This window comes from Sulfurospirillum tamanense (assembly GCF_016937535.1).
GTDB classification, from domain to species: Bacteria; Campylobacterota; Campylobacteria; order Campylobacterales; family Campylobacteraceae; genus Sulfurospirillum_B; species Sulfurospirillum_B tamanense.
The window spans coordinates 1-12,301 of sequence record NZ_JAFHKK010000042.1; the positions used below are offsets into that span (position 1 = coordinate 1).

13 protein-coding genes and 4 tRNA genes are annotated in these 12,301 nt (G+C 49.7%); 11 read left to right on the top strand and 6 right to left on the bottom strand.

Annotated features, from left to right (window positions below):
* Positions 1-753, bottom strand: a 753-nt coding sequence (locus tag JWV37_RS11960; RefSeq protein ID WP_205460061.1) for a ketopantoate reductase family protein, incomplete at its 3' end; no start/stop codon positions are given.
* 117 nt (positions 754-870) lie between these two features.
* Between JWV37_RS11960 and JWV37_RS11965 the strand changes: the two genes are divergently transcribed.
* The 5 genes from JWV37_RS11965 (at position 871) to JWV37_RS11985 (ending at position 6,069) form a co-directional block, all read left to right on the top strand.
* A complete protein-coding gene (locus tag JWV37_RS11965; RefSeq protein WP_205460062.1) occupies positions 871-1,155 on the top strand; it encodes a putative quinol monooxygenase in 285 nt (94 codons plus the stop codon).
* Positions 1,152-2,324, top strand: a complete 1,173-nt coding sequence (locus JWV37_RS11970; protein ID WP_205460063.1) for a class II aldolase/adducin family protein — start codon at positions 1,152-1,154, stop codon at positions 2,322-2,324. The genes JWV37_RS11965 and JWV37_RS11970 overlap by 4 nt, the downstream gene beginning before the upstream one ends.
* The gene (lsrK, locus tag JWV37_RS11975) at positions 2,321-3,877 is read left to right on the top strand and encodes an autoinducer-2 kinase (protein WP_205460064.1); all 1,557 of its coding nucleotides are present in this window, start codon (positions 2,321-2,323) and stop codon (positions 3,875-3,877) included. The genes JWV37_RS11970 and lsrK overlap by 4 nt, the downstream gene beginning before the upstream one ends.
* On the top strand, positions 3,878-4,249 hold the full coding sequence (locus JWV37_RS11980) for a cupin domain-containing protein (protein WP_205460065.1): 372 nt from the start codon (positions 3,878-3,880) through the stop codon (positions 4,247-4,249).
* Positions 4,250-4,353: 104 nt separating this feature from the next.
* The gene (locus JWV37_RS11985) at positions 4,354-6,069 is read left to right on the top strand and encodes a GGDEF domain-containing protein (protein ID WP_205460066.1); all 1,716 of its coding nucleotides are present in this window, start codon (positions 4,354-4,356) and stop codon (positions 6,067-6,069) included.
* A 5-nt stretch (positions 6,070-6,074) separates the two neighbouring features.
* Here JWV37_RS11985 and JWV37_RS11990 read toward each other — a convergent pair.
* The 4 genes from JWV37_RS11990 to JWV37_RS12005 form a co-directional block, all read right to left on the bottom strand.
* Positions 6,075-6,151, bottom strand: a tRNA-Met gene (locus tag JWV37_RS11990).
* A 17-nt stretch (positions 6,152-6,168) separates the two neighbouring features.
* Positions 6,169-6,243: transfer RNA gene (locus JWV37_RS11995), tRNA-Gln, on the bottom strand.
* A gap of 24 nt (positions 6,244-6,267) precedes the next feature.
* Positions 6,268-6,344, bottom strand: a tRNA-Met gene (locus JWV37_RS12000).
* 17 nt (positions 6,345-6,361) lie between these two features.
* Positions 6,362-6,436: transfer RNA gene (locus JWV37_RS12005), tRNA-Gln, on the bottom strand.
* A 96-nt stretch (positions 6,437-6,532) separates the two neighbouring features.
* Here JWV37_RS12005 and JWV37_RS12010 point away from each other — a divergent pair.
* Positions 6,533-7,570: a bifunctional 3,4-dihydroxy-2-butanone 4-phosphate synthase/GTP cyclohydrolase II gene (locus JWV37_RS12010; RefSeq protein WP_205460067.1), complete on the top strand. Its 1,038-nt coding sequence runs from the start codon at positions 6,533-6,535 to the stop codon at positions 7,568-7,570.
* Here JWV37_RS12010 and JWV37_RS12015 read toward each other — a convergent pair.
* Entirely contained in the window at positions 7,543-8,022 is a 480-nt protein-coding gene (locus JWV37_RS12015) for a methylated-DNA--[protein]-cysteine S-methyltransferase (RefSeq protein WP_205460068.1), read from the bottom strand. The two genes, JWV37_RS12010 and JWV37_RS12015, sit on opposite strands and share 28 nt — an antisense overlap.
* Before the next feature lie 52 nt (positions 8,023-8,074).
* Here JWV37_RS12015 and JWV37_RS12020 point away from each other — a divergent pair, with 52 nt between their 5' ends.
* From JWV37_RS12020 to JWV37_RS12040, 5 genes are all read left to right on the top strand, one after another.
* Positions 8,075-8,959, top strand: coding sequence for a hypothetical protein (locus JWV37_RS12020; protein WP_205460069.1), 885 nt, complete (start codon positions 8,075-8,077; stop codon positions 8,957-8,959).
* A gap of 8 nt (positions 8,960-8,967) precedes the next feature.
* Positions 8,968-9,441 (top strand): Cys-tRNA(Pro) deacylase, encoded by a 474-nt coding sequence (ybaK, locus tag JWV37_RS12025; RefSeq protein WP_205460070.1) that lies wholly within the window; start codon positions 8,968-8,970, stop codon positions 9,439-9,441.
* Between the two features lie 217 nt (positions 9,442-9,658).
* On the top strand, positions 9,659-10,477 hold the full coding sequence (locus JWV37_RS12030; RefSeq protein ID WP_240332204.1) for a GGDEF domain-containing protein: 819 nt from the start codon (positions 9,659-9,661) through the stop codon (positions 10,475-10,477).
* The gene (locus tag JWV37_RS12035) at positions 10,477-11,595 is read left to right on the top strand and encodes a metallophosphoesterase family protein (RefSeq protein WP_205460072.1); all 1,119 of its coding nucleotides are present in this window, start codon (positions 10,477-10,479) and stop codon (positions 11,593-11,595) included. The genes JWV37_RS12030 and JWV37_RS12035 overlap by 1 nt, the downstream gene beginning before the upstream one ends.
* Positions 11,582-12,301, top strand: a 720-nt coding sequence (locus JWV37_RS12040; protein WP_205460073.1) for an AAA family ATPase, incomplete at its 3' end; no start/stop codon positions are given. The genes JWV37_RS12035 and JWV37_RS12040, both read left to right, overlap by 14 nt.

Below are 12,301 nucleotides of genomic sequence, written 5' to 3' on the forward strand. Positions count from 1 at the left end.
CATGGCCTCTACGTCTTTGTCTGTGAGGTTTACATGTAAAGCGCGCGCCGCACGGGCGGTTTCTTGCATGAGGCCAAGGACGAGTTGGCTGAGTTTGGGGTGGTGGGTAATGGTGCCTGTTTTGACTTCCAAAAGGGCACACAAGGCGTTGACACCGTTGTTGATGAGAAGTTTTTTCCACAATTCTTTTTGGATCTCTTCTGTTTTTTCCACCCGTACACCCGCTTGTGTAAATGCCACGCCCAAAGCCTCTGTAAACACGTCTGCTTTGGCTGTTTTTTCCATAGGGCCGATGACAATCTGCGCGTCTCCTAGCGCCTCTACGTGGCCTGGAGAGACGATATGTGCGCTTAGTTTTACGGTCAGTCCGCCGATGACGTGCTGGCTTCCTAGGGCTTGGCACAACACGGTTTCATTCTCGACGCCGTTTTGCAACGAAACCACAAAAGGCGTGGACGAAGCGGTGCTAAACCACCCTTGAAGGGCATGAGCGATGGGTTGGGTTTCCATGGATTTAGCCAAAAGAATGAGCCCGTCGTACGTACGGATGTCTTCCTTACACAAGCCTTGCAAGTCAGTAGCGTGGACGGCTTGGGCGAAAGTAAGGCGAGGATGGCTTACATGTAAGCCGTGTTGTTGCATGGCTTCAAGGTGCGCGCCCCTGGCGACAAAGGTCACTTCATGCCCCGCGTTTGCCAATGCCGCACCAAAATACCCGCCAATACCTCCCGCGCCGATGATGGCTAGTTTCATCCTCTCTCCTTACATGTAAACAGTATGGTATTTTACGCAAAAACCCTTGAAAAAGCCCAAATCTCCCAAGTGCTTTATGTTACAATACACCCCAAAAACACCTTCAAAGGAAGAAAAATGTCCATCACAAAAACCGTAACGTTTATTGCAAAAGAAGGCCATGAGGCCGAGCTTCGCGCACTTTTAACTATGATGGTCGCGCCCTCAAAAGCCGAAAAAGGGTGTGCGCTTTATGATATCTTTGAATACAAAAACGCGCCGGAAAAATTCCTCGTCATCGAATCATGGGAAGACGAAGCGGCTCTTGATGGACACAAAGCTTCAGCTCATTATGCGGAGTATAAAGCCAATTTTGAACCCCATTGCGCGTTTAAATCCTCGGATGATTTGGATTTTCTATGAAAAGTCTTTGGGACGAACGCACGGCACCAAGTGCCCACGACCCTCTAGCCCTGCGCGTGTACACGTCCAACCTCTTGGGTCAAAGCGACGCTTTAGTGTTGCATGGCGGGGGTAATACCTCGGTCAAAATCACGGATAATTCCATGCCGATGCTTTATGTCAAGGGCAGTGGATGGGACTTGGTGAGCATCCAAAAAGAGGGCTTTGCGCCTGTAAAACTTGCTCCCTTGCTTGCCTTGGCCCAGCGCGAGAGCCTTAGCGACACCGACATGGTCGCGGCCCAGCGCGCGGCCATGAGCGACCCTAGTGCGCCAAACCCTTCGGTGGAAGCCATCTTGCACGCGCTCATCCCCTTTGCCTACGTGGACCACACCCACGCCGATGCGGTGGTCACGATTTCTAATTCCCAAAATGGCGAGGCGCACATCAAAGCACTTTATCCTGATTTTTTGATTTTGCCTTACGTGATGCCTGGATTTCTACTGGCGCGCGAGATTTACCTGCACACGCAAACCCTTGATTGGTCTACATGTAAGGGGATTATCTTGCACCACCACGGGATTTTTACCTTTGGGGATGATGCCAAAGAGGCTTATGAAAAGATGATTGATGCGGTGAGCATTGCGGAAGAATTTTTAGCACACCATGCCCCGCTTGCTACGCCCGTGCAAATGCCTACGCGCACGTTTGATGTTGCCTTGTTGTGCCAAGAAGTTCAAACACGCAAGGGCCACCCTGTGGAAATGGTGCTCAATCAATCGCCCCTAGCACTCACGTATGCGAGCAATCTTGCCCTTACATGTAAGGGTGTTTTGACGCCTGAGCACATCATCCGCACCAAGCGCACGCCGTTGGTGTTGGGCCAAGGCGAAGCGCTAAAACCTGCCTTAGAGGCGTATGAAGCGGCGTATCTGGCCTATTTTGCCCGCTATGCCAAAGAAGAAATCTGCCTCAATACTGCGCCAAATTACGCGGTAATCGAGGGCTTTGGGGTGGTGAGTTTTGGCAAAAATGCCAAAGAAGCCCAGATTATCGACGACATCATTTCCCATACCATGGAAGCGGTGTTACGCGCGGAAGCCTTGGGCGGGTACGTGAGCATCGACGAAGCCCAAAGCTTTGGGATGGAGTATTGGGAACTTGAACAAGCCAAAATGAGGAAAGCATGAACCACCTTTTAGCCATTGATGCGGGGACAGGCAGTGTGCGCGCGGTGTTGTTTGACACGGACGGAAACCAGTGCGCCTTTGCAAGCCGCGAATGGACGCACGCCCAAGAAGCCAACGTACCCTTTAGTATGGGCTTTGACTGCGCGGTCAATTGGGAGCTTGTTAAGGCGTGCATCCAAGAAGTCCTTGCCAAGACCAAGGTCGCGCCCGAATCCATTTTGGGCGTGAGTGCGACGAGTATGCGTGAGGGAATCGTCCTGTATGATGCACAGGGCAAAGAGCTGTGGGCGGTGGCCAACGTGGACGCGCGGGCAGGCGAAGAAGTGCGCCTCTTGCACGCACAAGGGGTCGAAGAAGCTTTTTACGCCCAGTCGGGCCAAACCTTTGCCCTAGGCGCTATGCCGCGCCTCTTGTGGCTCAAAACCCATCAGCCTGACACTTACGCCAAGGTCGCGCACCTGTCGATGCTAAGCGATTGGGTGCTGTACAAGCTGTGTGGCGTGCTAGCCAGTGAGCCAAGCAACGCGGGCACGAGTGGGATTTTTTCCCTCCAAAAACGCACATGGGAACCCGCCATGATGGCAAAAGTGGGGTTAAAAGAGGACATCTTTCCGCCTTGCTATGAAACGGGTACGGTTTTAGCATGTGTTAGTCCCGAAGCGGCGCGCCAAACAGGCTTACATGTAAGCACCAAAGTTGTCTTAGGCGGTGGGGATGTGCAGCTTGGCAGTGCGGGGCTTGGGGTCGTGAACAAAGGCGACGCCGCCGTGCTTGGAGGGTCATTTTGGCAACAAGTCGTAAACATCGACGCCACCACGCCACCGCCAAAAAGCATGGAAATCCGCGTCAACCCTCACGTCATCTGTGGCCAGTCGCAAGCAGAGGGTATCACCTTTTTTAGTGGCCTCGTGATGCGTTGGTTTCGGGATGTATTTTGCCAAGAAGAAGTGGCGCAAGCACAGCGTAACGGCGAAGACGTGTACACACTCTTGGAACGCCAAGCCATGGAAGTACCCGTGGGGTCTCATGGGATTTTGCCTATCTTTTCGGACACCATGAAATACGGGCGTTGGTACCATGCGAGTCCGAGTTTTTTAAACCTTTCTTTGAACGCTTCTGTGTGCAACAAACCTGCGATGTTTCGCGCCCTCCAAGAAAACGCGTGCATCGTTTCCAAACTCAACCTTGCCAAAATCGAAGCCTTCACAGGCCTTACATGTAAGGCACTCGTTTTTGCAGGAGGAGCTAGTAAAGGCATCCTTTGGCCTCAAATGTTAGCCGATGTGACGGGCTTAACCGTACGCATTCCCAAAGTCACCGAAGCCACAGCCTTGGGTGCTGCAATGGCGGCGGCGGTAGGATGTGGACTGTTTTCGACCCTCCAAGACGCGGCACACGCGTGGGTAGAATGGGCGCGCGAATACACGCCCAACAAGGAAAACCACCACGCCTACTGCGCCGTCCAAGAGCGGTGGGAGAAGGCGTACGCTAAACAAGTGGAACTTGTAGATGAAAATATCACCACGTCTATGTGGAAAGCCCCAGGAGTGTAAATGTATTTGACCAACGAAAACGAACACGATTACCGCTACGGCACCCACGGCCCCAAATACCTCACCCAAGGGCCTGCGGTGGACATGGGTGTGGTTGTCATTGGCGTGGGAGAGTCTCATCCGTGCCATAAACACACCCGCCAAGAAGAGTCTTTTTTGGTGTTAGAGGGCGAGTGTAGCGTGTATGTGGATGGTGAAAAAGTGCGCATTAAGCAAGGGGATTATTTGCAGTGCGCTGTGGGAGAAGCCCATATGTTTGTGAACGAAAGTAGCGCACCTTTTAAGGCGGTTTTTGTTAAGGCTCCCCATTTGGAAGAGAAGGATTCGGTGTACATCGACTGGAAGCCAGGGGAGGCGTTTGTGCGAAGCTAAACTTTAAGTGAGCTTATTGTCTATTTTTTCATCACTTCTTTCAGTGAAACATGGGATGTGATAACGCATAATAACCCGAAGAAACGGTAGAAAGGGCAAGTATTATGCGCACTTTAACTGTAAAATTTTTTATAACTCTTTTTTTATTAACCCTGTGTGCGCAAGAAGGGTTTGCTAAAACAACACCAGAGCGCATTGATCTTGGGCATGGGGCTTGGGAATACCGCTGGGGCGATTCTCCCTTTGAAGAGGGGGTGCCTGTGTGGACAAAAGGGCAAGAAAGAGCCTCGTGGCAAGCCATCGCTTTTCCGAGCAATCCGCCCGATCGCCATGGCCAGACCAACGTATGGTACCGCATTCCTTTGCCTCAGGCCCTCCCTTATGATCCCACACTTTATATCTTTAGTATTGATTTGATTGCAGAATTTTACCTCGATGGGCAAAAAATTTATCAGTATGGCACCTTTGACGCCACAGGCAAGGGTAAATTTATCGGTTGGCCGTGGCACATGATTAGTTTACCCAAGGATGCAGGTGGCAAGCAGTTGTATGTGCGAGTCTACTCGGATTACCCAGACATTGGGCTTTGGGGCGAGGCGGTGATTGCAAGCAAGTCTAGCCATATTCTTAACATGTTTAGAGGTGATTTTTTTCGTATTAGTATTGGCTCGGTGGCACTGTTTGTGGGGGTTTTGTTTTTGGCGGGCTGTGTGTTGCGGTTTAGTAATCTTGAAACCTTCTTGCTGAGTTCTTTGTTTTTGACCCAAGGGCTGGATTTGATGCTTTCTGCTAAAAGCATTCAGTTTTTCTTCCAATACCCTTTGCTTGAGCGCTACCTTATGAGTTTTAACTATTTTTTCTTTCCTGTGGGGATGGCGGCATTTTTGGAGCGCATTGCAGGGGTGGGTCCCTTTGGACTTGTGCGACGCATTTGGCAGGCGCATTTAGCCTTCCTTGTGGTGGCTATTGGTGGCGCACTTGCGGGGCTTTTCAATCTCTCTTCTACTTACCCCGCATTCGATTACATGTATTACTTTTTTAGTTTACCTATTTTGACGCTTTGGGCCATTAGGGCGGCCCTAAGAGAGCCCCAAGAGATGCGTGTTGTTGCCACTGGATTGTTGGTTGTCTCGGGGTATTGGGCGTACAGTTCCCTTGTTTCGTGGGGGATTATCGCATGGACGGAGCCCGAACAGCATCTTGTGATGTTTGTCTGTTTGTGTCTGTTTGGGTATGTGGTGATTCGACGATTGTTACATGTAGAGGATTTAAAAAAGGCCAATGCACAACTTAGCCTTGCCAATGCACAACTTAATCACATGCAGCAAAACCTAAAACGCCTCGCCATGACAGACCATCTCACAGGGGTGTTTAATCGAAAAAAACTTGATGAAATGCTTCGCTATGAGCGTTTGCGTGCAGAGCGTGACAATGGGATTTTTGGAGTGATTTTGCTAGATATTGATGATTTTAAAAAGGTTAACGATACCTTTGGACACCAAGTGGGAGATGAGGTGCTTATCAAATTTGGAAAATTACTTCAATCTTCGGTGCGCGCTGTAGATACGGTGGGGCGCTGGGGTGGAGAGGAGTTTTTGATTATTTGCCCTCAAACCGATGCCGAGGGCCTAGAGCACTTAGCACAATCTTTGTGTCGGCAGGTTGGTGAAACATTTTTTGCAGAGGCAGGGCACCAAACAGCCAGTTTCGGGTTGGCTATTTTTCAAAAAGAAGAGACCGTAGATAACCTCATCATGCGCGCAGATAAGGCGCTGTACGTGGCAAAATCAGAGGGAAAAAATAAAGTGGTTTTATTGTGAAAGATTGGTTGCGGGAGACGGATTTGAACCGCCGACCTTTGGGTTATGAGCCCAACGAGCTACCGGACTGCTCTATCCCGCGACACGGTAAAGGGGAAGTGGATGGGGTAGAGGGATTCGAACCCCCGAATGACTGGACCAAAACCAGTTGCCTTACCGCTTGGCTATACCCCAGCAAACGGCAATATTCGGAATAATTGGTTGCGGGAGACGGATTTGAACCGCCGACCTTCGGGTTATGAGCCCGACGAGCTACCGGACTGCTCTATCCCGCGACCTGTCAGCTGAGAAATGGATGGGGTAGAGGGATTCGAACCCCCGAATGACTGGACCAAAACCAGTTGCCTTACCGCTTGGCTATACCCCAACCGTCCAAAGTTGAGGGTGAAATTATAATGATTTTAGATTGGTTTGTCAAGGAGTTTTTGCTACAATGCGCCTAAAATAAGAATAAAGGAACAATATGACACCATTAGAGCGAGTAAAGCGCGCCATAGAAGATATGAAACAAGGCAAAATGGTGATGATGGTGGATGATGAAGATAGAGAAAACGAGGGCGATTTGGTTTATGCTTCGGTGTTTTCTACGCCCCAAAAAGTCAATTTTATGGCTTCTCATGCTAAGGGACTTATTTGCGTGGCGCTTTCAAAGGCGATTGCTACACGCCTCAACCTAGCGCCCATGGTTAAAGAAAATGATTCTTCCTATGAGACAGCTTTTACGGTTTCGGTAGATGCGCGCGAGGCAAGCACGGGCATTTCGGCGGGAGAGCGCGACATGACCATCAAGCTTTTGGCGGACTACAGCACCAAGCCTTCAGATTTGGTGCGCCCAGGGCATATCTTTCCGCTCATTGCCAAAGAAGGCGGGGCATTAGTGCGCACGGGCCACACGGAAGGTTCGGTGGATTTGTGCCGTTTGGCGGGTCTTGTGGAGTCTGCGGTGATTTGTGAAGTCATGAAGGAAGATGGCACCATGGCGCGTCGTCCTGATTTGGATGTTTTTTGTGAAACTCACGACATGAACATCGTTTACATTTCTGACATTGTTGAGTACCGCATGATGCACGAGTCGCTGGTGCGCGTGATTGCTGAGTCTAACACAGAATTTTTAGGCGCAAAAGCCAGACGGTACGATTTTGTAGACCACCGCGACAACCACCATGTGGCGTACGCGTTTGGGAAACCGCAAAAAACTTCGGCAGTGAAATTTCACAACGTCATGCCTGACATCGAACTGCTCGCTACACCTCGTAAGTTTGACGGCCTCATGAACGCCATCGATCACCTTAAAGAGTACGGCGGGGTGTTGGTGTTTTTAGGAAGCCAAGAAAACCCCAATGTTCAGATGCGCGAATACGGCATCGGAGCGCAGATTGTGAAGCATTTGGGTGTGGAAGAAATCGAGCTTCTCACTACCACTAAAGGCAAGGAGTTTGTGGGTATCAGCGGATTTGGGTTGCATGTAACCCGTCAAATTGATTTTGAGGGTAATGAATAGCCTTCATGGTTAAGTAAAAATACTTTTTTGTCTACCCCGCTGGCATAGCCCACGAGAGAGCCGCTAGCGCCGATGACGCGATGGCAAGGGATAAGAATCGCGATAGGGTTTTTGTTGTTTGCTCCGCCTACGGCGCGTACGGCTTTGGGGTTGCCAATGCGCGCGGCGATGGTTTTGTAGCTCACGCACTCCCCATAAGGAATCTCTTGTAACGCACCCCACACGGCCCGTTGAAACAGGGTGCCCTTTTGGGGCTCGCACGGAACACTAAAAACACGCCGTTTTCCTGCAAAATACTCTTGCAACTCCTCGTAAGCTTGGGCTAAAACAGGGTCATCCAAGCCTCCAAGGTCGGTAGTTTGGGGCGGAAGAAAAGAGAGGGTTGTGATGGCGTGGGTGTTGGAGGAGAGGCCAAGGGTTCCCAAAGGGCTTTGAAAGACAATCTGGGGCATGATACGTCCTTTTTTGGGGAAGTATAGCACGTTCACTATAAGGAATACAACAATGAAAAAACGATGGATTTTAGGCGGGGCAGCAGCCCTTGCTGTGGTGGTTGCTTTTGGGGCCAATGTGGCGGCCGCTTCGCGCGTGCAGCATGAGATTAGCACAGAACTTACAGAAAACAAGATTAGCCACGAGAGCGTTACATGTAAAGGGATTTATCCTGATTTTACGTGTGCGGTTTCGCAAGTGCGCTATGAGGGTGTTGGCATTAGAAAAATAACGGTTTCTGGCATCGAAAGCCTTGATAAAATGCACCGCCAAGTGGACGGAAAGCATGGGTTTGGGATGGAGATAGAAGGGGTAAAAGTCGAAGATTTTAACCAACCGTGGGTGTTTATGCTCAACCTTTTAAGCAGTGGCGCCTTTGCCCAAAGCTGGCCGTTGATGGAGGCTTTTGTGTTTAATGATGCGGGGAAGATTTCCCTTTCGGGTAAGGCTGTACTGAAAGAGGGGAACCTCAGTGCGGTGGAAGATTTTAGCATGATACTGCACAACAGCTTTGGTGCGGCACAGATGGGATTTAGTGCATTTTATGCCCAAGAAACCCCTCGTTTTACGCGCTTTGATGCGTCGTTGAGTCTTGTGGATTTGCGTGAAGTAGTGGAGGCGTTTTACCGTTTGATGGAAAATCCCGAGGCGACTAAAACGGAGATTGATGAGGCTTTTAACGCGTTTAAAACAGATACTTTGGTGGAAATTCGTGAGGAAATTGCTCTAAGTGAAGACCCTGTGGTGCGTGATGTTCTTGTGGCACTTGAGCAAGTATTGAGCGAAAAAAGCAAGCGCATTTCCCTGCGTGTGGTGACTAAAAATACCCAAGGCCTCGACCTCAATGCGCTCTCTTTGGCGAGCCAAGAGCAACTTGATGTGGTGATTAGTAACTAGGAGTTTTCATGACACCTGCGGTTGATGTGGCCAAAAAAGCCAAGGTGGCCTACACGCTCCACGAATACACCCGCGACCCCAAAGCCCCTTCGTATGGGCTTGAGGCGGCACAGTTGTTGGGTGTGGCGGGCGCGCGGGTGCTTAAAACGTTGATGGTAGCTTTGGAGGGCAAAGGGTTTGCCATCGGCATCGTTCCTGTGGAAAAACAGTTAAGCTTAAAACAAATCGCCAAAGCCGCAGGAGCCAAAAAAGCCGTGATGGCAGACAAAGACGACGTGGCGCGCGTCTCAGGCTACGTGCTTGGGGGCGTGAGTCCCCTGGGGCAGAAAAAACAGCTCAAAACTTTCATCGACACTTCCGCACTCAATCAAGAGACCATCTTTGTCAGCGCAGGACGGCGCGGTCTTGAGATAGAGCTGGCTCCTAAAACACTCCAAACCCTCACCCGTGCCGTGTTTGCTCCTATCGCCCAAGGGGATTAAGGCAAAAGTGTAGCAATTCTTACCTTCGTTGTTTTTTGGCTACAATAATCCGATACATCCAAGCCCTGCACGGCTTATTTTTTGACACACTGGGCACGAATGAGGTGTTTTTCATCGCGCGTTGTCTGAGAAAAATTAGATTTTTTTTAAGTAAGTATTTTAGTTAAAATCTATAAAATAAAAAACTTTACCAAAAGGGAGAGGCGCGTTGTTTGAAATGTGGCTAGCTTTTGCATTGGTGTTGTTCGGGGCACTTTTTTTGTTTCTCGCACTTAGCCCTATTTACCGTGTTGTGGGCGAACTTTCTGATGAACATCTTAAGCTTCAGTGGAGGCTTTTGGGACTTTTAGTTGGAGTGTTTATCGTTAGCTATGGCATCTATGCCTTTGATATTTTTATGCATCCGCCTGGACTTTTGGTGCCTTTGATTTTCTTTTTTGGCGGTTTATTTGTGGTGATGGTGGCTTTTTTGGCCGAAAAAACCGCTAAAGATTTGAAAAAAATCTCAACCCTTGAACAAGAAAACATCACTGACCCGCTCATGAAAATCCACAATCGCCGCTTTTTTGAGGGCTCTCTTAAGGAAGCAGTCAAGCGGTGCTATTTGCAGCCTTCTTGTGTGCTTTCGTTGCTGATGATAGACGTGGACCACTTTAAACTTCTCAACGACACCCATGGGCATCAAAAAGGGGACGAGGTGCTTGTGGCGCTTGCGGGGCTTTTGCAAGGGCTTGCGCGAAAGTCTGATGTGGTGGCGCGTTATGGAGGCGAGGAAGTGTGCATCATCGCCTCAGGAGCGAACGAGGACGAAGCGGTGTTGTTGGCCGAGCGCATCCGTGAAAAAGTCGCTCAAAGTACGGCAGGGCTTTGTTTTGGGGCTAAAGAAACCGCATGTGTTACCGTAAGTATTGGGGTGGCCACGTGGCGTGAAGGGGAGAGCGCGGGGCAATTGCTCAAACGCGCGGACAAGGCACTTTACCAAGCCAAAGCCAACGGTCGCAACTGTGTAGTCCACGCCGATGCGTGTGTGGGTTGATGCGGTTACTGCATTTTTCCGACACGCACTTGGGGTTTAATGACCTTGAAGTGCTCAATGCTCAGAACATCAACCAGCGGGAAGCAGATTTTTACGATGCGTTTGAACAAGTTGTAGCACAGATTGAGGCGCTTAGGCCAGATTTCATCCTCCACACGGGCGACCTTTTTCACCGTTCATCTCCTAGTAACCGTGCCATCACTTTTGCGCTAGAACAGTTCAAAATCATCGACAGTTTGGGGATTCCTTGTGTGATGATTGCGGGCAATCACTCTACGCCCCGTACCAACCTAAGCTCCCCCATTCTGAAAATCTTTGAAAATTTTAAAAACATCCACGTGGCATACAGCCAAGCGTATGAGAAGTTTGCTTTTGAAGAGGTAGTGTTCCACGCGCTACCTCACATGAATGACGAGACAAAAGCCCTCTCGCAGATAGAACGTTGCGAGCAAAACATCGACCCGACCAAGCGCAACATCATGTTGCTCCACTGTTCTGTGGGCGCGCACTACCTCATGGCGGAGTTTGGCGAGTGGGTGTACCCGCGCGAGAAAGAGGCTCTTTTTGCACAGATGGACTACGTCGCCCTTGGGCATTGGCACGGCTTTGGCAAGGTGGGCAAGCATGAGAATGTGTACTACGCAGGTTCGAGCGAGCGGACGAGCCTAAACGACAAGCGCAACTCCAAAGGCTTCGCCCTCGTGGAGCTTGGCGAGGCGTTACACGTAGAGTACCACGAGATAGCCATTCGCCCCATCAAAACCTATGAGATTGATTGCGAGGACTTTGAAAGTGCAGTTGCGGCTTTACATGTAAAGGATGTAAAAGATGCGCTTGTGGAGGTCAAACTGACCAATCTCACGGCGTTGCAGTCCATCGACATCCAAACCCGTGACATCAAAAACCTCTTTGAGGGTGCCTTACATGTAAGCATCAAGCGCGAGTTCAAAGGCACCTCAAACGACACGGGACTAGGCGACATCGAAGCCCTCTCGTTGGAAGCGTACTTTTTAGAACACATCAAAGAAGAGAGCAGCGACGCAGAGTTTGCGCGACTCAAAGACAAAATCCAAGGCTTGTTTAGTAGCTATGAAGAGGTGAGCGATGAATCTGCTTAAACTCCACCTTGAAAACTTCAAACGCTACACTTCCTTTGACATCGAGTTTGGCGAGGGGCTTATCGGCATCATCGGGAAAAATGGCAGTGGCAAATCGACCCTTTTTGAAGCCATTCTTTTTGCGCTGTATGGCGAGGCGAAAAAAAGAGGCAGTAAGGATTTGCTACGAAACGCTAGTGCTAGTGAGAAAGATGCCGTTTTAGTCGAACTGGAGTTTGAGTTTGAAGGCACGGCGTACAGAGTCGTGCGTGAGTTTCGTGGCAAAACACTGAGTGCCAATGCCAAGCTGTACAAAAACGAAGAGCTGACCACCAGTGGTGCCAAAGAGGTCACGACGGCTATCATCAAGCTAACCAAGATGAGTAAAGAGGCGTTTTTACATACCCTTTTCGCTTCTCAAAAGGAACTTACCAGCCTCAGCACACTAAAAAATGAAGATCGAAAAAAGATGATACGCCGCCTTTTAGGGCTTGAAAAGATAGACTTTGTGGAAAATGAACTCATTGAAAAAAGCAGGGAACTCAAACGCGACATCGCCGCAAGTGCGGAATTTCTCCTGGGCGAAGAAGAGTTAAAGAGTAAAACAGCGTTGATAAAAGAAACTACCGCCATAAAACAAGCCTTTGAAAAAGAGGTAAAAACCAAATCAACGGAACTAGAAACCACCAAAAAACAAGAGTTACATGTAAGGCAAGAACTCGAAGTA

Bases quoted from the DNA above. Each gene is read 5' to 3' on its own strand.
- JWV37_RS12020 (WP_205460069.1), top strand. From the start codon at position 8,075: ATGAAAAAACGATGGATTTTAGGCGGGGCAGCAGCCCTTGCTGTGGTG.
- ybaK (WP_205460070.1), top strand. From the start codon at position 8,968: ATGACACCTGCGGTTGATGTGGCCAAAAAAGCCAAGGTGGCCTACACG.
- lsrK (WP_205460064.1), top strand. From the start codon at position 2,321: ATGAACCACCTTTTAGCCATTGATGCGGGGACAGGCAGTGTGCGCGCG.
- JWV37_RS11985 (WP_205460066.1), top strand. From the start codon at position 4,354: ATGCGCACTTTAACTGTAAAATTTTTTATAACTCTTTTTTTATTAACC.
- JWV37_RS12035 (WP_205460072.1), top strand. From the start codon at position 10,477: ATGCGGTTACTGCATTTTTCCGACACGCACTTGGGGTTTAATGACCTT.
- JWV37_RS11965 (WP_205460062.1), top strand. From the start codon at position 871: ATGTCCATCACAAAAACCGTAACGTTTATTGCAAAAGAAGGCCATGAG.
- JWV37_RS11970 (WP_205460063.1), top strand. From the start codon at position 1,152: ATGAAAAGTCTTTGGGACGAACGCACGGCACCAAGTGCCCACGACCCT.
- JWV37_RS12030 (WP_240332204.1), top strand. From the start codon at position 9,659: ATGTGGCTAGCTTTTGCATTGGTGTTGTTCGGGGCACTTTTTTTGTTT.
- JWV37_RS11980 (WP_205460065.1), top strand. From the start codon at position 3,878: ATGTATTTGACCAACGAAAACGAACACGATTACCGCTACGGCACCCAC.
- JWV37_RS12010 (WP_205460067.1), top strand. From the start codon at position 6,533: ATGACACCATTAGAGCGAGTAAAGCGCGCCATAGAAGATATGAAACAA.
- JWV37_RS12015 (WP_205460068.1), bottom strand. From the start codon at position 8,022: ATGCCCCAGATTGTCTTTCAAAGCCCTTTGGGAACCCTTGGCCTCTCC.